A 24760-nucleotide genomic window follows, 5' to 3' on the forward strand; every position below is an offset into this window, starting at 1 on the left:
CGCGCTCAGCGCAGCAGGTACTGGTTGAGCAGGTTCTCGTAACGCTCCTGCTTGCCGCTGATCTGCTTCGGTTCGCCCTGCCCGGTCGCCAGCGCGGCCAGATCGGCCAGGCCCAGCGTGCCGTTCTCGAAATCCTTGCCCTTGCCGCTGTCGAAGCTGGCGTAGCGTTCCTTGCGCCACTGCTCCCACGGCGAGTCGGTCAGCAGCGCGTGGGCGACTTCAAGGCCACGCGCGAACGCGTCCATGCCACCGATGTGGGCGATGAACAGGTCTTCCAGATCGGTCGACTCGCGGCGCACCTTGGCATCGAAGTTCAGCCCGCCCTCCAGCCCGCCCTGGCGCAGCACCACCAGCATGGCGCCGACGGTGTCGTACAGATCGGTGGGGAACTGGTCGGTGTCCCAGCCGTTCTGCGCATTGCCGCGGTTGGCATCGATGCTGCCCAGCAGGCCGTGGTCGCTGGCCACCTGCAGGTCGTGCTCGAACGTGTGGCCCGACAGCGTGGCGTGGTTAGCTTCGATGTTGAGCTTGAAGTCCTTCTCCAGCCCGTGCTCCTTCAGGAAGCCGGCCACCGTGGCGCTGTCGAAGTCGTACTGGTGCTTCATCGGCTCCATCGGCTTGGGCTCGATCAGGAAGTTGCCCTTCAGGCCGATGCTGCGGCCGTAGTCGCGGGCCATGGTCAGGAAGCGGGCGAAGTGCTCGACCTCGCGCTTCATGTCGGTGTTGACCAGCGAGGCGTAGCCTTCGCGGCCGCCCCAGAACACGTAGTGCTCGCCCCCCAGTTCCACCGTGGCCTCCAGCGCCGCCTTCACCTGCACCGCCGCGCGGGCGACCACGGCAAAGTCCGGATTGGTCGATGCGCCGTTCATGTAGCGCGGATGCGAGAACAGGTTGGCCGTGCCCCACAGCAGCTTGATACCGGTGGCGTCCTGGCGGGCCTTGGCCAGGCCGGTCATATGCTTGAGGTTCTTCTGGTACTGGCCGATGTCCTCGGCATCCGGGGCCAGGTCGATGTCGTGGAAGCACCAGTACGGCACGCCGAGCTTGGTGAAGAACTCGAACGCGGCATCGACCTTGGCCTCGGCCGTGGCCATCGGCGAACCCGCTTCCCACGGGAAGTGGCGCGTGCCCGGGCCGAAGGGGTCATGGCCGGCATTGCAGAAGGTGTGCCAGTAGCAGACGGCGAAGCGCAGGTGCTCGCGCATGGTCTTGCCACCGATGGTCTTGTTGGCGTCGTAGACCTTGAACGCCAGCGGGTTGTCCGAGCCGCGGCCCTCGAACGGGATGCGGCCGATGCCGGGGAAGTATTCCTGGGCGCCGATGAAGGGCTGCGTGCTCATGGTGCGTGATCCTGTGGTTGTGCGTGATGTACGTGGGGGTGTCAGCCGCGCTGCAGCGGCGTGAGGGCATCGAGGTGCTGGAGGAAGCGGCGGTAGGCCGCGGCATAGGCCTGCGTACGGGTGGGATCGGGCGTGGCGGACAAGGCCGGCTCGGTGGCGACGTGGGCGCGTGCGATGTCGGCGATGGACGATGTCTCGCCACGCGAACGGCCCCATGCCCACAGCGCCTGCAGCGCCGCACCGAAGGCCGCGCCCTCGGCCTGCACCGGCACATCCACCGGCAGGCCGAACACATCGGCCACCAGCTGCCGCCACGCGGCGCTGTTGCTGCCCCCGCCGGTCAGCACGATGCGATCGAACTGCATGCCGGCGCGCACGAAGGCATCGAAGCCGTACTTCAGGCTGTAGGTCGCCCCTTCCATCGCGGCGCGGTAGACATGCGCCGGGGTCATGTTGGTCGTATCCAGCCCGGCCAGCACGCCCTTGCCCAGCGGCAGGTCGGGCGTGCGCTCGCCGTTGAGGAAGGGCAGCATCACCAGGCCGTCTGCGCCGGGCGGCGTGGCGTGCAGGTGGGCATCGCCCTCGCGCGTGCTGAAGCCGAACGCCTTGGCCACCTGTTCGGTGGCCACGGTGCAGTTCATCGTGCAGATCAGCGGCAGCCAGCCGCCGGTGGAGGAACAGAACGCGGCCCAGGCGCCGGCCGGATCGACTACCGGGGTATCGGAGTAGGCGAACAGCGTGCCCGAGGTGCCCAGGCTCATCGCCAGCCGGCCCTCTTCCACGCAGCCGGTGCCGATGGCCGCCATCATGTTGTCGCCGCCGCCGACGGCGACCTTCGCCGTCGCCGGAAGGCCCAGTCGCGCGGCTGCGGTGGGATCGATGTCGAACAGGGCATCGGGTGCAGCGATCGGCGGCAGGCAGGCGGCCAGGTCGCGATCCGGATCGGTGGCACGCAGGAGCTCCGCCGACCATGTCCGCGTGCGCACGTCGAGCCAGCCGGTGCCGGAGGCATCGCCGTACTCGCAGAAGCGCTGGCGGGTCAGCACGAAGTTGAGGTAGTCGTGCGGCAGCAGGATGCTCGTCAGCTGTGCATAAGCCTCGGGGCGGTGGGTCTTTGTCCACGGCAACTTGGAGGCGGTGTAACCGGCCAGGATCGGGTTGCCCGCCAGCGCAATCGTCGCTGTCGAACCGCCCACCGCGTCCATGATCTGCGTGCACTCGGCCGTGGTGCTGGTGTCGCACCACAGTTTGGCCGGTGCGAGTACCTCACCCTGCGCATCCACCGGCACGAAGCCGTGCTGCTGGCCCGACACCGACAGCGCCACGATGCGCGCACGCAGTGCCGGATCGATGCGCGTGAAGCACGCCTGCATCGCGGCCACCCAGTCGGCCGGGTGCTGCTCGCGGCTGCCGTCCTCGCCGCTGATCAGCTCCAGCGGCGCGCTGGCACCGGCCACCACCGCACGTGTGGCAGCGTCGTACACCACCACCTTCAGGCTCTGCGTGCCTGCGTCGATTCCGGCGACAAGGCTCATGCCATTTCCTTCTTCATGCGCGCACCAGCGCGCCATTGCGCAGTCGCACAGCGGCTGAAGCCCCGGCGGCGAGTTCGATGTCAAGTGTCTGGTCCGCATGGACCAACGCGTAGCGGCCACCCTTGTCCGAGTGCAGCGTCACGTGCGCCAGTCGTCCTGCTTTCCAGCTGAGATCCAGCTGCGCGGCATTGCGTACGCGCACGCCTTCAAGTTCGCCGTCGCGCCACGACGGTGGTAGAGCCGGCAGCAGGAAGATCGACCCGCCCCAGCTCTGCACCAGCATCTCGACGATGCCGGCCGCGCCACCGAAATTGCCGTCGATCTGGAACGGTGGGTGCGCGTCGAACAGATTCGGGTAACTGCGCTGCGGCGACAGCAGCATGCGCAGGATCTTCAGGCTGTGCTCGCCATCCCACAGGCGCGCCCAGAAATTCAGCCGCCACGCGATGCCCCAGCCGGTGGCGTCGTCGCCGCGGATCTCCAGCGTTCGGCGCGCGGCGCGCGCGAGCTCGGGCGTGTCGCGCAGGTTGATCTGCGCGCTGGGGTGCAGGCCGTACAGGTGCGAGATGTGCCGGTGGTGGATCTCGGGCGCCTGCATGTCCCAGTCCTGCTGCCATTCCTGCAACTGCCCGGCCTTGCCGATCCGGTTGGGCGGCAGCTGCGCGCTCAGCGTGGCCAGGCGCGCGGCGAAATCGGCGTCCACGCCAAGCACGCGCGCCGCCTCGATGCACTGGCCGAACAGATCGCGCAGGATCTGCGCATCCATCGTCGGACCCGCACAGATCGCTGCGCCGAAAGGATGTTCGTTCTCCGGCGACAGCGACGGCACGGTGACCTTGTGCCCGGTCTGCGGATCGTCCTGCAGCGTCTCGACGAAGAACTCCGCGGCGCCCTTGAACAGGGGCCAGACCTGCTTCAGGTAATCCGTATCGCGGCCGTAGTCCCAGCGGTCCCACAGCGCCTGCAGCAACCAGGCGCCTCCTGTCGGCCACAGCGCCCAGCGCGCGCCATCCGGCGGCGTGGCCGCGCGCCACAGGTCGGTGTTGTTGTGGAGCATCCAGCCACCGGCGCCGTACATGTCGCGCGCGACGCCGGCACCGGTCTTCGCCAGTTCCTCCAGCATGCGCTGCAGCGGCTCGACGCACTCGCCCAGCCCGTTCGCTTCGGCGGGCCAGTAGTTCATCTCGGTATTGATGTTGACCGTGTACTTGCTCTCCCACGGCGGATCCATCAGGTCGTTCCAGATTCCCTGCAGGTTGGCGGGCTGGCTGCCCGGCCGCGAGCTGCAGATCAACAGGTAGCGTCCGTACGCGTGGTACAGCGACACCAGCGCGGGATCGTCGCCCTGCGCAAACGCGGCGATGCGCTCGTCGGTGGGCAGGTCGGCCGCGGCGGTGCGGCCCAGGTCCAGCCGTACGCGACGGAAGAGCCGGCGGTGGTCGGCCAGATGGTCGGCCAGCACCGCATCGAACGCCTTGTCCTTCACCCGCCCCAGCTGCGCGGCGGTGATCGCGTCGGGATCGCCGCTGACATCGTCGTAGGCCATATGGCCGGTCGCCGCGACGATGCGCAGTTCCAGCTCGCGCACGCCGTCGAACACGATCTGGTCCTGCTCCACCCGCACCTGGCCCTCGCGGTGCGCGATATGCACGCGAAACGCGAAGCGCAAGCGCCCCTCGATGCCATGCTTGCCGACGTTGCGCCCGCTGACCAGCCAGCCGCCATCGACGACGCGCGTCGTGGTCGCATGTTCGTTGCCAGTGCGAATGCGGCCGATCATCGCGTCGCCGCCATCGACCGCGTAGCGCACGACGATGCACTGGTCGACCGCTGACACGAACACCTCGCGCCGATGCACGCCGGCACCCACGCGGAAGGTCGTGCGCGCGACGGCCGCATCGAGATCGAGTTCACGGCGATAGTCCGCCACGCCATCCAGGCGGTCGAACTGCAGCCACAGGTTGCCCAACGGCTGGTACGCCATCTGCTTCACCGGGCGCGAGATCAGTGTCTCGTCGGCCAGCGCCGCAGCTTCGGCGTAGCGACCGGCGAAGACCAGCTCGCGCACCCGCGGCAAGCCCTCGCGCGCCTTGGGATTGACCGCCGAGTACGGCCCGCCCGAATACAGCGTGTCCTCGTTGAGCTGCAGGCGCTCATGCGCCACGCCGCCGAACACCATCGCGCCCAGTCGGCCGTTGCCGACCGGCAATGCTTCCACCCAGACGCGCGCCGGCTGGCGATACCACAGGCGCAGGTCCTGTGCCGTCGTCGCGCCCGCCGGCACCGCAGCGGCATCCCAGGGCAGTCCCGCCACCAGTGCACCGCCCGCCACGCCCTTGAACAGGGTGCGGCGACCGGGATCATGTGGCCCGGTGTCGACGGCGACCGGCGACATGCCCGGGCGCGGGGACTGCATCATCCAGCCCTCCCGGACAGGTGTTGTCTACCGGTTTCCATGGTGCCGCCCGACCACCCTGCTGTCATCGTGCAGTGCGGGGAAACCGCACGGCCTGCGCCTTGCCGTCGTAACGCACGGTGACGTCGGCCGCCGGTTCCAGCGTGCCGGCATCGGCGCGCGGACCGTCGATGAAGCGCACCCGCACCTCGCGGTTGGCGACCATGCCGGGATAGCGGCCTTCGCGCGCACCGATGCGCAGTTCACCCGTCTTCTCGTTCCACGCCAGCGGAATGCGGCTGGATTCACCGCGCTCGTAGCCGTAGCTGCGGCCGTTGTCCTCGTACAGCGAGAACGTGCCATCGGCGCCGGTGTAGACCTCGATCGTCAGCGGCGCATCGGGCTGCTCGTCCACGTACTGCTGCACTACCGTGCGTGGCACGATCGAACCCGCACGCACGAACAGCGGCATGCGCTGCAGCGGCGCGCTGGCGTCGATGGTCTGGCCACCGCCGTAACGCTTGCCGGTCTGGAAGTCGATCCAGCTCGTGCCCGCCGGCAGGTAGACCGGGCGCGTGGTCGCCTTGAACGTGGTGACCGGGGCGACCAGGAATGCCGGACCGAACATGTACTGGTCGGCGATATCGCGCACCTTCGGGTCGGACGGGAAGTCCATCGCCAGCGTGCGCAGCAGCGTGCCGTCCTGGTGGTACGTATCGCCGGCCAGCGTGTAGATGTAAGGCAGCAACGTGTAACGCAGCTTCAGGTAGTGCACGAAGCTGTCGTAGTGCGGCGAGCCTTCCGGTGCGATTTCCCAGATCTCGCGGTACGGGAACTGGCCGTGCAGGCGGAAGATCGGCACGAACGCGCCGTGCTGGAACCAGCGCAGGCTCAGCTCGCGCCACTCGGCGAGGTGCGCCGGGTCCTTGGTCTCGTAGCGCCGCTCCGGCGAGAAGCCGCCGATGTCGAAGCTGATGTTCGGTGCGCCGGCCATTGAGGCGTTGACGAGGCCCGAGATCTGCTCGCGCAGGTCGTCCCAGCGCGGCACGATGTCGCCACTCCAGAACGCCGCACCGGCGCGCTGCTGGCCCGCGAAGAACGCGCGCGACAGGATGAAGACGCGCTTGTCCGGATCCTGCTCGCGCGAGCCACGGTAGACGCCCTCGGAGTGCACCAGCGGATAGGAGTTGAAGAACTCCACGGACGGGGCCAGCGAGGTCGGCGTGGTGCGCGCCTTGCGCTCGCCGACATCGATGTTGCTGTGCAGGTCGGGCTCGCTGGCGTCCAGCCACCACGCATCGAATCCCTTGGCGTTGAGCTTGCCGTTGACCTGGCGCCAGAAGATGTCCTGCGCCTCCTTCGAGTACGGGTCGTAGAACGAATTCAGGTAGCCCTTGCCGATCCAGTCCAGCTCGCCCACTTCCACGTTGCGGTGGTACATGTGGCCGGCGGCGTCGAGCTCCTTGTAGTTCGCGGTGGTCGGATAGAACTTCGGCCACACCGAGATCATGATCTGCGCGTGCTGGTCGTGCACGTGCTCGACCATGCCATCGGGATCGGGGAAGTTCCTGGTATCGAAGTCGTGCGAACCCCAGGCATCCTCCGGCCAATACGACCAGTCGAGCACGATGGCGTCGATCGGCAGCTTACGCTTGCGGTACTCGTCCAGCGCGCCGGTCAGCTCCGCCTGGGTCTTGTAGCGCTCGCGGCTCTGCCAGAAGCCGTACGACCATTTTGGCAGCAGCACGGCCTTGCCGGTCAGCGTGCGGTAGCCGGCCAGGACCTGGTCGGCGTCGTCGCCCGCGACCACGTAGTAGTCGATGGCCTGCGCGGCCTCGGACCAGATCGACAGGTCCTTAGCTTCTTCCGCAGGCAGCGGATCGCGGTGCAGCAGCGCGATGTAGGCCGGCTCGATGCGGTCCCACACCAGCTTCACCTTGTGGCGCTGGCCGGCCTTCATCTCCAGCGCAAACTCGTGGTGCCACGGATTCCAGTTCTGGCGCCAGCGGTCGATGACCAGCTTGCCGTCGATGTACAGCTTGGCGTACTCGCTGTTGTAGACCGAGAACGTATGCCGGCCATCGCTGCGCGCCGCGATCTCGCCCTCCCACACCACGTCGCTGCGTCCGCCCTGCGCCATGTTCTTGCCGGCCGCCGGGAAGTTGGCGAGATCCTTGATGTACTGGTAGTTCACTTCGCTTTCGCGACGCTCCACCACCTGCTTGCCGTTGACCGTGTAGCGCGCCGTCAGCGCACCCGGCTTGCCCTGGGCGTCGAACAGGTCGAGCGACGCGCCCAGCGGCTGCAGGCCACGCGGATCGCCATAGCGGGTGATCGCGTTGCTGTCCCACAGGATGCCGTAGTGGCGCGTGGAGACCAGGTAGGGAATCGCCTTGTCGATGTTGTGCTGGAGCAGCTCGACATCGCGCCCCTTGAGGTTCATCCAGCCCTGCTGGTGCAGGCCGGTGCCGTAGAAGGCTTCGTCGTCCGTCGATTCGAAGCGCTGGCGGATGCTGTAGTAGTCCTTGCCCTCGAACGTCGCCGGAGAAAAGGTGCGCGCGCGCTCGGCGAGCAGCGGCTTGCCGGCGGCGTCAAAGAAGCTGACCTGCCCCGTGCGGGCATCGACCTTCGCCGAAATGCCCTGCGTGCTGACCGTCACCTGCCCGCCGGCTTCGCCCACCTTCACCGCCGGCGGCGCACCGGTCTTCGCCCGCATCAGGCTGGGCGTGCGGGCGAAGTCGCCGTCGGGATCGGCCATCACGCGCAGGATGCCCGGCGCGACCGCTTCCACCTTCACGTCGGCGGCGGACGCGTCGGCGGGGCGCACGATCACGCCGTGGTCGATCTTCTCGACGGCCTCGTTGCCCGCGGCGTTGGCGCCCGCTGCAGCCAGGGCCAGCAGCGGCACCGTCAACGTCTTCAAGTAACCCATCGCTTGCTCCTCGTGGGCGCCCGCAGGCGTCCCGGTTCATGGACCGGCGGAACCGGCCCGTGGATCGTTCAGTAGGTCGCCAGCTTCACCCGCAGCAATTGCGGGACGCTGGAGAAATTGAGGCCGTAGTCGGTCTGGTCGCCGTTCCAGCGACGGCGGAACACCCACTTGCCATCGACGTAGGTGCCCTCGTCGACGTAGTCGTAGATCTGCCGCGCGGCCAGCGCCGGATCGGCGGCGTGGATGTTGATGCGCGCGTGCGCGCCGGTGACCAGGAATTCGTCCGGCCCCAGCTGCACCACCAGCGCGCGGCCGATGGGCTCCGGATTGCCGGGCGGCTCGCCCTGGAACCAGAACTGCGGCACGCCATACGTCACCACCATGTTCCAGCGGTCATCGATCTTCACCGTCTGCACTGCCTGTCCCGGCTGCTCGGCGGTGCCGCGCACCTTGCCCTCGAAGCTCGCCTGCGCGATGACGCGAGCCGCCGGCTTCACCATCGCGTAGTTCATCGCGAACGTGGCCAGCGTCTTCTCGTCCATGTGCTTGGCGCCGAGCGGCCAGTTGGAATAGCGCGAGTAGTCGATGCCGAACGGCGACCAGCCGATGGCCTGCTCGCCCAGCGCCGAGAAGAAGTAGCGCGCGTATTCCTCGCGGTTGCCGGTCTCGGCGACGAACAGCGGGTTGTCCGGGCGTGAGTAACGGTCCAGCACCGTGGTGTAGTGGGTGTACTCGGGCATGTAGATGTCCGGCGCCAGCAGGTCGATGTGCGGCGCCGCGGCCTTGTACACGTCCAGCACGTTGTCGGTCGGGCCACCGCTGGCGTACTGGCCCGGCTGGCCCGGATTGAACGGCCCGCGCAGGGCGGCGTTGACGAACATCGGCAGCGGGTAGACCGCCTTGCCCGCTTCCGCCACCTGGTCGATGTAGTGCGCGATATGCCAGGCATGGAAGACCTCGTCCGCGTCGGCGCCGAACACGTCGCGCCACGTGCCCGGCGACTTGCCCAGCTTCTTCAGCAACGCTGCCGGCACCGGTCCTTCGAACACCTTCTGCGCCAGCGGCGAGAAGTCGCGCACGCTGCCGTAGGTGCCCGGCTCGTTCTGCGGCTGCACCAGGATGACGGTGCGCTGCGGGTCCGCCGCTTTCAGGTGCGTCATCAGCGCGACGAAGGCCTTGCGGTCGGCATCCAGCGTGGCCTGCGCATGCGGCGACAGCGAGTTCAGCGTGCGACCGTCGGCGGTGACCACACGCGGGAAGCGCGCGTTGTCCAGCTTCACCCAGGCCGGCGCGTAGTTCGGGCCGTTGTTCTTCCAGGTGGCGAACCACAACAGTACCAGCCGCACGTTCTTCTCGCGCGCCTGCTTGAGCAGCACATCGACGAAGGAAAAGTCGAACGTCCCCTCCTTCGCTTCGATCTGCTCCCATGCCACCGGCACCATCACCGTGTTCGGCTTGACCACGTCGATCGCCGGCCATACGTCGTCCAGCGCCTGCGGCCAGTTGCTGGAATTGTTGACCTGCGCGCCCAGGATCAGGAACGGCGCGCCATCGACCATCAGCGCATGGCGGCCGTCCTTGCTGACGATCTGCGGGATGGGGGCCTCGCCGCCGCTCCGGCTGCCTGCGCCCGATGCCGCTTCGCCCGGCGTTGCCGCATCGTCGGGAGCGCGGCATGCAGGGAGTGCGCAGATTGCGACCAGAAGACCGCAGAGCGTGGACAGGCGAAGCAGGCGAGGCATCATCAACAAGACTCCAGGTTCACCAGGTGTCGCTGCGGAAAGGCGAAGCGGGCAGCTGCGCGGTGTTGATCAGGTCGGCATCGGCGGGATTGTCGGACCAGCCGTAGCGCACGGCGACCGGGCGCGGGACCGCCGCACTGCGCACCACCACCTGCCCATCCACCAGCGACGCCTCCGCCGGATGGAAGACCTGGTCCGTGCCGGCGAGCGCGAAGCCGTGCACGCGCGTGCCGCCACCGCGCACCGCCAGCGTGCCGCCCGCGCTGCCGAACTCGACATGTGCGGCACCGCCCTCGAAGCGGGTGTGCTGGGGCGTCGGGCCATGGAAGTCCACGGCTTCGCCGTACGCCACATGCCGTGCGGCCAGTGCCAGACGCTTGCCGACGTCCTGCTTGTTGAGCGGATGGATGTCGTCGGGATTGCCGATATCGATCGCCACCGTCTGCGCGGTGCCCGGCATCCACAAGGTCATCGATTGCGACTCGCGCAACACCGCCCAGGGACTCTCGTCGCCCTTGTCGGTGCCGGAGGAGAAGTTGGCCAGCTGCACCCACAGGAACGGCAGGCCGGGCGCATCCCACTGCGTGCGCCATTGCGCCCGCCACTGTTCGATCATCGCGGGGAACTGGCGGCGGTAGCGCAATGCGTCCGCCACGGTGTTCGCGTTCGATTCGCCCTGGTACCAGATCACGCCGCGCAGTGCGTAGGGCTGCAGCGGATGGATCATCGCGTTGTACAGCAGGGTGGGATGCTGGTTCTTGTCGTCGACCAGGGCGACGCTGACGCTGGACGGCCGGAACGACCAGTCCGCCAGCGTGCGCGGTGCGGCGCCCTGCGGCTGGACGAAGACCTCGGCCGCGTCGCCGTGGATGCCGCCCCCGCCGCCGAAGTCGGATACGCGCACGGCCACGTGATTGACGCCCGCATGCAGGGCCGATGCCGGCACGGTGTAGCGGCGCGGCAGGTTGTACTGCATGTGCGTCTGGCCGACCTGGGTGCCATTGACCCAGGTGGTGTCGGAATCGTCGATGCGGCCCACGCCCAGCATCACGCCGGCAGCAGCCTCTTCGGCGGTCAGCGTGAACGTGGTGCGGTACCACGCCACGCCGTCCATGCCGTTCCAGCCCGTGGCTTCCCACAGCGCGGGCACCTTGATCGGTGTCCACGCGGACGCGTCAGTCGCGGCGGACTGCCAACCTGCATCATCGACGGGAAGATCCGGCCAGCGCGCCAGATTGCGGCGCGTCCGCGCCAGCGCCTGCTCATCCTGTGCGCGCAGCGTGCTGGCCTGCTGGGCCAGCGCCTTTTCGTCCAGCCCCTGCGATGGCGCATCCATCCAGGCTTCGATGCGGCTGCCACCCCAGGTGCTGTCGATGATGCCGATCGGCACACCGGTGACCTTGCGCAGTTCGCGCGCGAAGAAATGCGCCACCGCCGAGAACTTGCCCGCGGCCTGCGGCGACGAAGCGACCCATTCGCCACCTGCGAGCTGCGCCTGCGGCGTGCCGGCCCAGGACTTGGGGATCTTGAAATGGCGGATCTGCGGATCGGTCGCGCGTGCGATCTCCCCCTCCGGATCGGCCGACTGCGCGATCGGCCACTCCATGTTCGACTGCCCGCTGGCCAGCCACACGTCGCCTACCAGTACGTCCTGCAGCACACGCGCGCCGGTGCCATCGTCGATACGCATCACGTGCGGGCCACCGGCGGGCAGCGCGGGCAGTTCCAGCGACCAGTGGCCGCTGGCATCGGCCTGCGCCGCGCCGTCACGGCCGGCGAACGCCACCACGACGTGTGCGCCCGGGGCCGCCTGGCCCCAGACCTGCACCGGCTGGTCGCGCTGCACCACCATGCCATCGGCAAAGATGCGCGGCAGTTCGACGGCGTGTGCGGCCGGCATTGCGAGAAAAACGAGAAGAGCGAGGGCGATTCGATTCACTGCGGATCTCCGTACCAGATGCCACGTCCTTCGGTGCCGAAGTAGACGCGGCCATGCAGGCGGGGATCGCCTGTCACATGGCGGATGATGCCGCCAAACCGCAGCGCGTCGGTATCGATCCGCTGCCAGTGCCGGCCGTTGTCGCCGGAGCGATACAGGCCGCGCTGGCCCCCCACTTCGCCGAACACGAACAGCACCGGCGCATCGCCGTCCTTCGCCGGCTTGCCCAGGCCCACCGACATCACGTTGTCCACGCCCGGCACGCGTGCCAGCCTGCCGGGGGAAAGATGCAGCAGGCCGCGCCAGGACGACGCGATCCAGGCTTCGCCGGCACGCTGCGGATGCGGCCGGATCTCGGCCCGGTACCAGTCGCCGATTTCGCCCACCGGCGCGCGGACTTCCTCGAACGCGACGCCGCCATTGCCGCTGACATACAGCGTGCCGCTGATGGCATCGAAGCCGTAATAGATGCCTTCATCGACGCGGTCGGCTTCCACCACCGCCGTCTTCGGCAGGCCTTTCACCTGCTGCCAGCGCCCGCCCATGTCGGCGGTGATCCAGTGATGTTCACCGTTGCGGGGATGCCAGATGGCGCGCTTGCCATCGGCGGCCAGGGTGATCTGCCCCGCGCCATCGCCATCCGGCGGCTCGCTTGCGAACGCGGTCCAGGTGCGGCCGCCATCATTCGACCATGCGCCACGCACCGCGCCTTCCGGCCGGTTGTGGAAATAGCCCGTGCGTACCATCACCTGCGGCACCTGTCCGGCGAAGGCCAGGCTTTCGGTATTGGAGAAACGCACCCCGGCAAAGCGCGGTTGCGATACATCGAGCGTGTCATGCACGAAGCCGTCGACATCCCCCAGGCCACTGACCAGATGTGCGCCCTGCGGCGGACTGGCCAGCGCCAACGGCACGGTTTCCTCGAAGCCCGCCTGCTCGAAGCGCCACTGCATGTCGGCGCCCTGGTCGAATGCACGCGCATTGGTCGACGCCCACACGCCGTAGCCGGTGACGAACAGGATGCGGTCCGGATCGTGCGGATCGATCTCGATGTCGGCCATCCAGTGCGGCTTCGCATCCGCAGTCCACGGCGCGGACGAATGATCGAAGCGGGAGCGCGGCAGCGTGGCCGTCCACGTGCGGCCGCCATCGACGCTGCGATAGAGGTCATCGTGCGGCTGGTAGCGACGGAAGGTGGTGGCGATGATCACGTCCGGGTTGTCGGCCTGCACCGCGACCGCACCCCAACCGAACCCCTTGCCGGATGCGTCGGAGGAACGGGGTGCCGGCGTGATGTTTTCCCAGCGGTCTCCGGCGGGATCGAAGCGCCATACCGCACCATCGGCCATGTTGTTGGGGCCGGGCTCGTCGCCGTAGCTGAGCAGCCAGCGCCCGCGCCCGTCGCGCACCATGTGGCTGGGACGCAGCCCCACCGGCTGGCCGGGCACCGCGTGCCAGCTCACGCCACCGTCAAGCGAGCGATACAGGCTGGTCTCGTTCGTCGATACGCCTGCATACAGGGTCTTCGAGGGCGTGCCCGGCGTGCCGCTGGCGGGATCGAACACCACGAACGCGATGCCGACGGGACGCAGCTCGCGCCAGCCCATCGCCCAGGCCGAGCGCGCCTTCGCAATGGCAGGGAACGCCGGCACTTCACGCCAGGTCGCGCCGGCATCGCCGCTGCGCCACAGCCCGTCGGCGCGCGTGCCGAACAACAGCACGCGTCCGTCGTGGGGATCCACCGCCAGTCGTTCACCGTTGCCGCGCCCCTGCTCGTTGCCGCCGAGCTTGAAGGGCAGCGACGTGCGCTGGAACGTCGCGCCGCGATCCGTCGAACGCAGGATCGCGCCGTCCTGTCCACGTTCGTGCAGGTAGGTGCCGACGGCGAGGTACACGCGATCCGGATCGGACGGATCCAGCGCCAGGCTTTCCACGCCGAAGCGGCCACTGTCCTCGTGGCCCATCCAGTCCATCAACGGTTGCCAGCGCTGTTCGCGCGACACCCACCGGTACGCGCCACCGATATCGGTGCGGGCGTACAGCAGGCCCTTCTCGCGCGGATGGAACACCAGCCCGGTCACGAAGCCCCCGCCGCCGATGGCGACGTTGCGCCAGCGGTAGTCGGCGGTTTCGTCCTTCGCCGCGGCGGCGGGTGCCAGCAGCAGGACGGAGAGCGCGAGAATCAGGCGAAGCGTGTGCACGGAGTCTCCTGTGGAGAGGGAGAGCCGGTGCGCCAGCGTGAAGCACACCCAGGTAGCCGCGAGCGATGCGGGAAGGGCGGTTGCTGCTGCCCCTCCCGCAAAGCACGCATCAGAACGTGAAGCGGATCGTTGCGGCGTAGCGGCGGTCGTTGACGTACCAGGACGTGACGCGCCTGCCGGCGCCGTTCTGGTCCATGATCGTGCGCTGCTCGGCGTTGTTGAGGTTGTTCATCTCCAGGCCGATCTGCACGTTGTCGGAGAAACGGTAGAAGATCGAACCATCCAGCTGGCCGAACGCGTCGCTGTACACCGGCAGTTTCCATGCGATGCCGCCGTCACCGCCGTTGTAGCCGTTCGGGCCGATCGACAGCAGGTACTCGCTGCGCCAGTTGTAGGCCAGGCGGAACTGCCACGGACCCTTCTCGTAGAAGGCCGCCACGTTGTACGAGTTCTTGGACAGGCCATCGGCCGGCAGGTCGTCGAACAGCGAGCCATCGGTATCGACGGGCACCGCGTTCGAGGCGTCCGGAATGCTGGTGGAGCTGTCGATGTAGGTGTAGTTCGCCGACATGCCCAGGCCATCGAACGGCGCCGGCAGGAAGTCGAAGAACTGGTTCCAGCCGATTTCCGCGCCCTGGATCTTCGCCGTGCCGACGTTGACCATCCGCGAGACCAGGTAGTCGTACTGGTTGCCGTCGACGCCGGGATAGGCAACGAGTTCGGTCTGCTGGCGGAAGTAGTCCTTGATGTCCTTGTAGAAGAAGTTCACCCAGGCCATGCCGCCGCGGTCCGGCGCGAAGTACCACTCCAGCGACAGGTCGAACTGGTTCGCCTTCATCGGCGTGAGGTACGGGTTGTCGGTGGAACTGCCGGTGAGATCCAGGTCGCCGGGTTGCAGCGTGGTGCCCGGTTGCGGGGTCACGCCGTCCCTGACCGCCACGCTGAGTTGCTGGTAGGCCTGCATGTCGCTGAAGGCAGGACGTGCGATGGCCTTGGACGCGGCGAAGCGCACGATCCAGTTCTCGGCCGGCTCCCACTTCACGTTCGCGCTCGGCAGCACGTCGGTATACGAGTTCTCCGCCGAGATCGGTTCGGACTGGCCCGAACCCAGATACGGCGCGAACGCGTTGTTCGGATAGACGAGATAGCCGTCCGCGCTGTTCTCGGTGCGGACGACGCGCACGCCCACGTTGCCGTCGATACGCGCGTCGTCCATGGCGAAGTTCACCATGGCGTAGGCGGCGTACGTCTTCTCCTTCTGCACGTTGCCCCATTGCGGGTCGGCGAGGTTGCGCGGGGTGATCTGGCCGTAGGGCGCGCCGGGAAGGTAGTACGGCACCGCTGCGCCGTGGATGTCGAGGTAGCTGTTGGGGAAGCCGAGCGCGGTGGCCAGCACCGGCGAATAGAACGCCCCCGGCGTGGTGGCGCCGCCCCGGTAGAAATTGTCGAACGTGACCAGGTTGGTCAGGCTGGAATTGACGGTGCCGTTGAGGTCGAGGCCGGGCAACGGCACGCCGCCCGGCAGCGCCCACCACTGCATCCACGGCTGGAACACGGGCTGCCAGTCGTAACCGGTATCGATGCTGTGGGCATCGCGGTCGGTGACGCGCACGCCGACCTTGAAGGAATCGAAGAAATTGCTGTCGAAGCTGTGCTTCAGGTCCGCGCGCCAGGCGATCTCTTCGGCTTCGTTGTCGTCCTGGTGGTCCATGGTGAACCCCCAGTAGTAGTTCGCGGGGTTCGTCGTGAACTGCTGGTCGACACCGATGCGCGGCACGCCATGGCCCAGGTCGATGTCGATGTAGGGCACGTTGAGGCCCAGCGACACGGTGGAATCCAGCGAACGCGTGTCGGCGGTGATGTACTGCAGGTCGGTCGACAGTTCGGTGCGGTCGCTGAAAGCCCACTTCAGGCCGAACGAGTAATCGGTGGTCTCGGACTTGCGATGCGACGCGCGGATGTCCGTGCCCATCGGGATGTCGCCGTTCGACAGCAGGCGACCGGACACGAACACGTTGCCGTCCATCTCGTACGGCTGGCTGGCATCCACCCGCACCTGCAGCGGGTCGTTCGAGACGAAGATCGCGTCTTCGTACCAGAGCTCGTCGTACTTGCTCTGGAAGGCCGTGGCGAACAGTTCCAGCGTGTCGCTGGGACGCCACTGCAGGGCGACATACGCGCCCTGGCGCTCGCGCTTGTATTCCAGTGTGCGCCAGTCGGCGCCGCGCGGCAGCCACAGTTGCTCGTTGGTTCCGTCATTGTTGAGGTCGGAGTTGGCGGTGCTGAAGAACGGCCGCACGAACATGCCGTCGGTGCGCGTGGCCAGTTCCGAATGCGCCACGTCGACCAGGATGCCGAAGTCGCCGGCATCGGTTTCCCAGCGGTTGCTGAAGAGGATGGAGCCCGACGGCTGCAGCTTCTCGGCGAAGTCGCCGCGGTTGGCGCTGAAGGACATGCCGAACTTGCTGCCTTCGAAGTCGAACGGCATGAAGGTGCGCAGGTCGACGCTGCCACCCAGGCCGCCTTCGATCATGTCGGCCTTCTGGTTCTTGTACACGTCCACGCCGGCCATCAGTTCGGATGGCACGTCCTGGAAGCTCAGGCTGCGGCCGCCGGAAGCGGAGAAGCTGTCGCGACCGTTCAACTCGGACCGCACCTGGGTCAGGCCGCGCACCTGCACGCCACCGCCCTCGGCGGAGAAATGCTCGGGATCGCCGACCGACAGGAAACGGTCGATGGTGACGCCGGGGATGCGCGACAGGGTTTCGGTGATGCTGCGGTCGGGCAGCGCGCCGATGTCGAGCGCGGTGACGGAATCGACGAAGGTGTCGGCGTCGCGCTTGATGTCCTGCGCCTTGTAGACGGAACCGCGGATGCCGGTGACGACGACCGCGTCAAGCTCGGTAGCGGCCTCTTCCTGTTGCGTGGCGGGCGCGGTGTCCTGCGCATACGCAGGCGCGGCCAGCATCATGGCGATGCCCAGGGCGAGGACGGTGGGTTGCAGCTTGCGGCCATCGGAGCGGACGGCACGGACGGCCGCCGCAGGGCGGCGCTGGAGCGTTGACATGGATGTTCCCTCCCAGGACACATGACAAGCGATTGAGTTTTGGTCCCGATCCGCGGACGTCTGCGCGTCTTTCGGCCGGATGAAGCAAGTGGCGGCTGCGGCCCCGGCCGCGGTCGTCGGTGGTGCGGATCCATCCGTGGTGGATGTCAGGGCGGTGAAAGCCATCTGGGCGGGCCCGGACAATCAACCGGCGGCAATGGGACCGCGCTGGGTGACTACGGCGGGAGCATAGGCGGCGCTGACATGCCGTACCAATGAAATATTGATCGCCAGCTATATCGAACCCGAATAGCTGGCCCGGCTCAGCCCGGGGAACCCTCGCCCGGCGGCGGTGCACCCGCAGGACGCGGCGGCTCCGGTTCGGCATACAGCCGGCGGGCGGTTGCCCGCAGCGCCTCCAGCACGCGCTCGGCGCCTGGCGACAGCAACTGGTCGCGGCGGCGCACGATGCCGAAGAACTCCATGCGCACCCCCAGCTCGATCGGCAGCACGCACATCTGGCCGGTCTGCAGATACGGGCCCACGGATTCGGCCGGCAACGCGGTGAGCATGTCGCTGTGGCGCAGCAGGTGGATGATCACCGGCAGCGAAGCGGTTTCCACGATGTTCTGTGGCGGCGGCTGGCCGTGTTCCAGGAACACCGCGTCCAGTCGCGAGCGCAGCACGCTGGCGGCCGGCGGCATGATCCAGCCGTAGTCCGCCAGGTCGGCGTGGGTGATGCGCGGGCGCCGGGTAAGCGGATGGCCGGCGCGCACGATGACGGCATGCGGCTCGTCCGCCAGCGGCTCGAAGTCCAGTTCGCCCGCGCCTTCCGGGCCCATGATGCGACCGACCACGATGTCCAGCTGCCCATCCAGCAGCTTGGCGACCAGGGGCCGGCTGTAGTCCATCTCGACCTTGATGAGGATGTCGGGAAAGTCGCGCTTCACCGCGGCAACCGCCTGGGGAACCAGGGTGGTGCCCGGGTTCACCACCGTGCCGATGGACGCCTGGCCCATCCGCCCGCTGCGCAGCGCGGCGATCTCGTCATGGGCGCGTCCGATCTCCGACAGCGCGGAGCGCGCGCGGCGGATCAGCACCTGGCCGTACCAGGTGGGCTCCACGCCACGCGCGTGCCGCTCGAACAGCGGCACGCCCAGCAGGCTTTCCATTTCCGCCAGCAGCTTGGACGCGGCCGGCTGGGTCATGTTGGCGGCCTCGGCGGCACGCAGCACCGACCGCTGCTCGTACAGGTGCAGCAGCAGGGTGAGATGGCGGGTCTTGAGCCGGGTGGCGCCGAACCAGCCGGTGGTGGGTTGGACCATGGGAACCTCCGGGCGAATGACCTATTCGCGCTGGGAATAGCCTATGACAAAAATTTCATTTGTCGTACATAGATGCCCACGCGAGGCTATGCCACGCTTCAAGGGCGGACTGGCCGGGACATCGGGCCGCCCGCAACGGGGCACCCACGGACGGCCGGCACAGGCCCGCCGCACGGTGATCCCGCATCCGATCAACGCCGGGAGGAGGGCCCCATGGCGACATCGCAGTCCGACGGCACCTCGCGTGCCGGCGCCATCGTCGCGTCCATGCCATCCGCAGGTGCACGCCCGTGAGCACCCGGCTGTCCGGCAAGATCGCCATCGTCACCGGCGCCGCCAGCGGCATCGGCGCGGCGACCGCGCGCCTGTTCGCCCGCGAAGGCGCCACCGTCATCGGGCTCGATCGACAACCGGCGACCTCCACCGACGCGGGCGTCACCCACCACCTCGCCGACATCACGGATGCCGCCGCCGTCGATGCCGTCGTGCAATCCGTGCGCGAGCGGCATGGCCGCATCGATGCGCTGGTGAACAACGCCGGCGCCGACGTGTTCTCCGAGCCGCTGTCGCTGTCGGACGAAGACTGGGAACGCTGCTTCGCGCTGAACCTCAAGGGCGCATGGCACCTGTGCCGTGCGGTGCTGCCGGCCATGCTGGCGCAGGGCGCCGGCTCCATCGTCAACATCGCCTCGGTACACGGGCACAAGATCATCGCCGGCTGCTTTCCGTATCCGGTGGCCAAGCACGGCCTGATCGGCCTGACCCGTTCGCTCGGCATCGAGTACGCCGCACGCGGCATCCGGGTGAATTCGATTTCGCCCGGCCTGATCCTGGTGCCGCGCATCGAAGCCTGGTTCGAACGCGAGCCCGGCACGCGCGAGAAACAGACTGCGCTGCTGCCGCCGCAACGCATCGGCACGCCGGAGGAAGTGGCCTATACCGCGCTGTTCCTCGCCAGCGATGAAGCCCGCTTCATCAACGCCACCGACATCGCCATCGATGGTGGCCGTTCGCAGGTCTACCACGACTGAGCGCATGGACAGCCCTCCCCTCCCTTTCGCCCTGCCGCTGATCGCGATCCTGCGCGGCATCACGCCCGCCGAGGTGCCTGCGCATGTCGGCGTGCTGGTGGAGGAAGGCTACGATGCGATCGAGATACCGACCAACTCGCCGGACTGGGAGCACAGCGTACGCATCGCCGTGGATGCCTTCGGCCAGCGCGCGATGATCGGCGCCGGCACCGTGCTGACCCCGGCGTCCGCCGATGCGCTGGTGGCGGCCGGCGGCCGCTTGATGGTGACGCCGAACACGCGTCCGGCGGTCATCCGCCACGCGGTGGAGCACGGCCTGCAGGTGGCGGCCGGCTTCGCCACCGCGAGCGAAGCCTTCGACGCACTCGATGCCGGCGCGCAGATGCTCAAGCTTTTCCCGGCTTCTGTACACGGACCGGCGCTGGTGCGCGCCCTGCGCAGCGTGCTGCCACCCGTCCCCCTATTCGCCGTCGGTGGCGTCACGCCCGACACCCTCTCCGGCTACCTCTCAGCCGGCTGTCAGGGCGCCGGCATCGGCGGCGAACTTTACAAGCCCGGCCAACCGGTCGAGCGCACGCGCGAACACGCGCGGCGTTTCCGGCAGGCCTACCTGGACCACGCCGCATGAAGATCGTCCGCCTCAGCACCTACCATGCCGCACCGCGCTGGCTGTTCCTCAAGGTGGAAACCGACGAAGGCATCACCGGCTGGGGCGAGCCGGTCATCGAAGGTCGCGCGCACGCGGTGGAAGCGGCGGTGCACGAACTGTCCGACTATCTGGTTGGCCAGGATCCGGCGCGCATCAACGACCTCTGGCAGGTGCTGTATCGCGGCGGCTTCTACCGGGGCGGCGCGATCCTGATGAGTGCCATCGCGGGCATCGACCAGGCGCTGTGGGACATCAAGGGCAAGGCGCTTGGCGTGCCCGTGTACCAGTTGCTCGGCGGCCTGGTGCGTGACCGCATGAAGACCTACCGCTGGGTCGGTGGCGACCGTCCTTCCGACATCGTCGCGCAGATGCAGCGGTACCAGTCGCTCGGGTTCGACACGTTCAAGTTCAACGGCACCGAAGAACTGAAACTGATCGACAGCCCGCGCGCGATCGACGCCGCGGTGGCCAAGGTCGCGGCGATCCGCGAGGCGATGGGCGACCGCGTGGACTTCGGCATCGACTTCCACGGCCGCGTCAGTGCGCCGATGGCGCGCGTGCTGCTGCGCGAACTGGCGCCGTTCAAACCGTTGTTCGTCGAAGAGCCCGTACTGCCCGAACAGTGGGAATACTACCGGCCGCTGTCCGATGCCACCTCCATTCCGCTCGCGGCCGGCGAGCGCATGTACTCGCGCGCCGAGTTCAAGCCGGTGCTCGCCGCCGGAGGGCTGGCGATCCTGCAGCCCGACCTGTCGCACGCCGGCGGCATCACCGAGTGCGTGAAGATCGCGGCGATGGCCGAAGCGCACGACGTGGCGCTGGCGCCGCATTGTCCGCTGGGCCCGGTGGCGCTGGCGGCCTGCCTGCAGGTGGACTTCGTGTCGCACAACGCGATGCTCCAGGAGCAGAGCATCGGCATCCACTACAACGCAGGCGCCGACCTGCTGGACTACGTCCTCAACAAGGACGACTTCCGGTGCGATGGCACCGGCAGCATCGCCGCACTGCCAAAACCGGGCCTGGGCGTGGAGATCGACGAAGCCCGCCTGGTCGAAGCGAGCCGGCAGCCGCCGCGCTGGCGCAATCCGCTGTGGCGGCACGCCGATGGCAGCGTGGCCGAGTGGTGATGCCGTGACGACGGCGCTGGCGACCCTGGCCGTCGACAGCCGCTGCGCACTGGGCGAAGGCATCCTGTGGTGCGAACGCCGCCGGGTGCTGTACTGGACCGACATCCTCGCCGCCGAACTGTGGCGGCACGACCCCGCCACCGGCCACACCCACACCTGGTCGCTGCCGGCCCCGCTCGGCTGCCTGGCGCTGGGCGAAGACGGACGCCTGCTGCTGGGCCTGGCCAACGGGTTGTATGCCAGCGACGTGGAAGCGCACCTGGTCGCGCGCGACCTGCCGCTGGCGAAGCTCGTGGACGTCGAAGCGGACGACCCGATGACACGCATCAACGATGGCCGCGCCGACCGGCATGGCGGCTTCGTGTTCGGCACCAAGAGCGAACACGCCGACCTGCGCCCCGCCGGCCGGTTCCATCAGTACACGGCCGCCCACGGCCTGCGCGAGCTCGCGCTGCCGCGCGCCGCCATCCCGAATTCGATCTGCTTCGATGCAAGCGGCACGCGCATGTATTTCTGCGACTCGGTGGCGCCACGCATCCTGCAGTGCCGCTATGACGCGGCGACGGCAACGGTGTCGGACATCGCCGTGTTCGTCGAACTCGACACGCCCGGCGCGGAGCCGGATGGCGCCATCGTGGATGCCGAAGGCGCGCTGTGGAACGCGCAGTGGGGAGCCGGTCGCGTGGTGCGCTACCTGCCCGACGGCCGCACCGACTGCATCGTGGCGGTCCCCGCGCCGCAGCCTTCGTGCTGCGTGCTGCACGACGACACGCTCTACATCACCAGCGCCCGCGTCGGGCTGGATGCCGCCGCACTGGCCGCGCATCCCCTGTCGGGCGGCGTGTTCTCCCATCGCATCGCGCGTCCGCTCGCGCGTGCGGAAGACCGGGTGCGACTGCCATGATCGCCGTCGACTGGGGCACCAGCACGCTGCGCCTGTACCGCATGGCCGACGACGGCCAGGTCCGCGAGCGCCGTCGCAGCGACCACGGCGTGATGGCCTGCGATGGCCGTTTCGGCGACGTGCTGGCGCAGGAGATCGCAGGCTGGGACGACACCGACGTCCTGCTGTGCGGGATGGTCGGCGGTCGCGGCGGCTGGCACGAAATGCCCTACCTGCCGTGCCCCGCCGGCAACCATGCGCTGGCGCTGGGCATGCAGCGCTTCCAGCCTCCGGGCTTCGACGATCGGGCGCTGTGGCTGGTGCCGGGATTGCGCGACAACGATTCCGACACCGTGCCCGACGTGATGCGCGGCGAAGAGACGCAACTGGCGGCATTGCTGGACGTGCTGCCCGGCGGCACGCACCTGGTCTGCCTGCCCGGGACGCACAGCAAATGGGTCACGGTGCGCGACGGCAGGGTGCAGCGGATCGCGACCGCGATGACCGGCGAGCTTTATGCGGTCCTGCGCCAGCACAGCATCCTGGGACGACTGATGCCCGTCGGCGACGTGCGCTTCGACGGCTATGCGTTCGACGCCGGTCTCAAGCGCAGCGCGGATGCGGGCGGCCTGCTGCACCATCTGTTCGGCGTACGCACCACCGGCCTGTTCCAGCAGTTCGCCGAACCGGCGCTGCCGTCGTACCTGTCCGGCCTGCTGATCGGCCATGAGCTGCGCGCGTCGGGCCTGTTCTCGCATGCGCCGCGTCCCGCACAGGTGCACCTGATCGGCAACGACCGGCTGCTGGGCTCGTACGCACACGCGCTGACCGCGCTGGGCGTCGGCGTGCAGCGACACCCGGAAGACCTGGCCGCACGCGGCCTGCATGCGCTGTGGTCACGGCGCACGAGTGCCGCCACCACATGAGGAGGCAGACGATGCTGACGCGTTGCGCACTGGTGTTGATGGGCATTCTTTCGATGGCATCCGCATGGGCGGGTGACGCCGTCTTCAGCGAGGTGCGCTATGTCGGCGACGACGGTGGCCCGCCTGTCGACGCCACGCTGTTCCGCAACCCGGTGGTCGCCGGCTTCTATCCGGACCCGTCCGCCATCCGCGTCGGCGACGACTTCTATCTCGTCACCTCGACCTTCGGCTATTTCCCCGGCCTGCCGGTCTTCCACAGCACCGACCTGGTGTCGTGGACGCAGATCGGCAACGCGATCCATCGCCCGGACCAGATCCACTACGGCGACAAGGAAGAACTGACGCGCGGCCTGTTCGCGGCCACCCTCGCCCACCGCGACGGCACGTTCTACGTGGCCAACACCTGCTTCTACTGCGACCGCGGCAACTTCGTGGTGACGGCAAAAAATCCAGCCGGCCCGTGGTCCGACCCGATCTGGCTCGGCGTCAGCGGCATCGACCCTTCGCTGTTCTTCGATGACGATGGCAGCGCGTGGGTGGTGCACAACGACGTGCCCGATGGAACGCTGCGCTATGACGGCCACCGCGCGGTCTGGCTGCAGCGCTTCGACTTCGACAAGCGCGAACGCGTAGGCGGGCGCGTCCTGCTGGTGGATGGCGGCGCGGACCCGTCGACGAATCCCGAGCACGTCGAAGGGCCGCACATCTTCAAGCACGACGGCTGGTACTACCTGACCGCCGCCGAGGGCGGCACCGGCGAGCAGCACGCGCAGATGGTCTGGCGCAGCCGCAAGCTGACGGGGCCGTACGAAGCGTTCCCGGGCAATCCGTCGCTGACCCAGCGCGATCTCGACCCGACGCGCATCGATCCGGTGACATCCACCGGCCACGCGCAGTTCGTGCAGCTCAAGGACGGCGCGTGGTGGGCGGTCTTCCTTGCCACGCGTCCGTACCGTGGCAACCAGTACAACCTGGGCCGCGAGACCTTCCTGCTGCCGGTCACGTGGAAGGACGGCTGGCCGGTGATCCTGCCGCGCGGCGAACGCGTGCCGATGGTCGTGAAGCGCCCGGACCTGCCGCGCAATCCGCAGCCGCTGCCGACCAGTGGGCCGATCGCATGGACGGAGCGCTTCGACGCGCCGGCGCTGCCGCTGTCGTGGATGACGCTGCACCCGCCGAGGACGAGGTGGTACACGACCGGTGCACAGGGCCTGGCACTCTCGCCCGGCACGATGCCGCTCGGCGGATTCGGCGCCACCCCCGGCCAACCGTCCTATGTCGCGCACCGCCTTCAGCACCACCATGCCACGCTGGAAACGACGATCGCCTCGTTCGACCCGTCGCCAGGCGAGTTGGCGGGACTCGCCCTGCTGCAGAACGAATACGGTCACTACGTGCTCGGTGTCGAACGCGACGCGCGCGGCCTGGCGGTGTCGCTGTACCGGCGCAGCAGCCGCGATGGCGCGAAGGAAGGCGAACGGCTGGCGCGCATCCCGCTGGATGCGAACGCCATGCCGATCACGCTGCGCTTACGCCTCGACGGACCACGCCTGGATGCCGATTACGCGTTGGCTCCAGGCGAGTGGAGGTCCGTCGCCTCCGGCCTGGATGCGAGCCTGCTGAGCGTGGAGACCGCAGGCGGCTTCATCGGCAACACCTTCGGACCCTACGCCGTCCGTCGCTGACCAC

Annotated in this window: 15 protein-coding genes; 6 read left to right on the forward strand and 9 right to left on the reverse strand. The window is 68.2% G+C overall.

Annotated elements, in window-relative coordinates:
- Window positions 1-5: 5 nt before the first annotated feature.
- The 9 genes from xylA to AC3DET_RS17915 all read right to left on the reverse strand — a co-directional run bounded on the left by xylA (window position 6) and on the right by AC3DET_RS17915 (window position 18455).
- Window positions 6-1340: a xylose isomerase gene (gene xylA / locus AC3DET_RS17875; protein ID WP_488390327.1), complete on the reverse strand. Its 1335-nt coding sequence runs from the start codon at window positions 1338-1340 to the stop codon at window positions 6-8.
- A gap of 41 nt (window positions 1341-1381) precedes the next feature.
- Window positions 1382-2875, reverse strand: a complete 1494-nt coding sequence (gene xylB, locus AC3DET_RS17880; RefSeq protein WP_488392511.1) for a xylulokinase — start codon at window positions 2873-2875, stop codon at window positions 1382-1384.
- Between the two features lie 13 nt (window positions 2876-2888).
- A complete protein-coding gene (locus tag AC3DET_RS17885; RefSeq protein WP_488392614.1) occupies window positions 2889-5270 on the reverse strand; it encodes a glycoside hydrolase family 95 protein in 2382 nt (793 codons plus the stop codon).
- A gap of 85 nt (window positions 5271-5355) precedes the next feature.
- Complete coding sequence (locus tag AC3DET_RS17890) at window positions 5356-8202, reverse strand: TIM-barrel domain-containing protein (RefSeq protein ID WP_488392512.1); 2847 nt, start codon at window positions 8200-8202, stop codon at window positions 5356-5358.
- Between the two features lie 68 nt (window positions 8203-8270).
- Complete coding sequence (locus AC3DET_RS17895) at window positions 8271-9947, reverse strand: GH35 family beta-galactosidase (protein ID WP_446539405.1); 1677 nt, start codon at window positions 9945-9947, stop codon at window positions 8271-8273.
- Window positions 9948-9963: 16 nt separating this feature from the next.
- Window positions 9964-11844: a sialate O-acetylesterase gene (locus tag AC3DET_RS17900; RefSeq protein WP_488392513.1), complete on the reverse strand. Its 1881-nt coding sequence runs from the start codon at window positions 11842-11844 to the stop codon at window positions 9964-9966.
- A gap of 35 nt (window positions 11845-11879) precedes the next feature.
- On the reverse strand, window positions 11880-14084 hold the full coding sequence (locus AC3DET_RS17905) for a WD40/YVTN/BNR-like repeat-containing protein (protein ID WP_488392514.1): 2205 nt from the start codon (window positions 14082-14084) through the stop codon (window positions 11880-11882).
- A gap of 109 nt (window positions 14085-14193) precedes the next feature.
- Window positions 14194-17151 (reverse strand): TonB-dependent receptor, encoded by a 2958-nt coding sequence (locus AC3DET_RS17910; protein WP_446539402.1) that lies wholly within the window; start codon window positions 17149-17151, stop codon window positions 14194-14196.
- 302 nt (window positions 17152-17453) lie between these two features.
- Window positions 17454-18455, reverse strand: a complete 1002-nt coding sequence (locus AC3DET_RS17915; RefSeq protein ID WP_337732552.1) for a LysR family transcriptional regulator — start codon at window positions 18453-18455, stop codon at window positions 17454-17456.
- 290 nt (window positions 18456-18745) lie between these two features.
- Here AC3DET_RS17915 and AC3DET_RS17920 point away from each other — a divergent pair, with 290 nt between their 5' ends.
- From AC3DET_RS17920 to AC3DET_RS17945, 6 genes are read left to right on the forward strand one after another with little or no spacing between them, the layout of a single operon-like run.
- The gene (locus AC3DET_RS17920) at window positions 18746-19486 is read left to right on the forward strand and encodes an SDR family oxidoreductase (RefSeq protein WP_488392515.1); all 741 of its coding nucleotides are present in this window, start codon (window positions 18746-18748) and stop codon (window positions 19484-19486) included.
- Between the two features lie 4 nt (window positions 19487-19490).
- A complete protein-coding gene (locus AC3DET_RS17925; RefSeq protein WP_446539400.1) occupies window positions 19491-20114 on the forward strand; it encodes a 2-dehydro-3-deoxy-6-phosphogalactonate aldolase in 624 nt (207 codons plus the stop codon).
- Complete coding sequence (dgoD, locus tag AC3DET_RS17930; protein WP_337732555.1) at window positions 20111-21262, forward strand: galactonate dehydratase; 1152 nt, start codon at window positions 20111-20113, stop codon at window positions 21260-21262. Before AC3DET_RS17925 ends, dgoD begins: the two co-directional genes overlap by 4 nt.
- Window positions 21240-22166 carry an SMP-30/gluconolactonase/LRE family protein gene (locus AC3DET_RS17935; protein ID WP_446539399.1) on the forward strand — a complete coding sequence of 309 codons (927 nt, stop codon included), beginning with the start codon at window positions 21240-21242 and terminating at the stop codon, window positions 22164-22166. The genes dgoD and AC3DET_RS17935 overlap by 23 nt, the downstream gene beginning before the upstream one ends.
- A complete protein-coding gene (locus tag AC3DET_RS17940; protein WP_446539398.1) occupies window positions 22163-23071 on the forward strand; it encodes a 2-dehydro-3-deoxygalactonokinase in 909 nt (302 codons plus the stop codon). The genes AC3DET_RS17935 and AC3DET_RS17940 overlap by 4 nt, the downstream gene beginning before the upstream one ends.
- Window positions 23072-23082: 11 nt before the next feature.
- On the forward strand, window positions 23083-24756 hold the full coding sequence (locus AC3DET_RS17945; RefSeq protein ID WP_488392516.1) for a glycoside hydrolase family 43 protein: 1674 nt from the start codon (window positions 23083-23085) through the stop codon (window positions 24754-24756).
- The last annotated feature ends 4 nt before the right edge of the window (window positions 24757-24760 follow it).

It is taken from the genome of Pseudoxanthomonas sp. 97-1-1 (genome assembly GCF_057773125.1).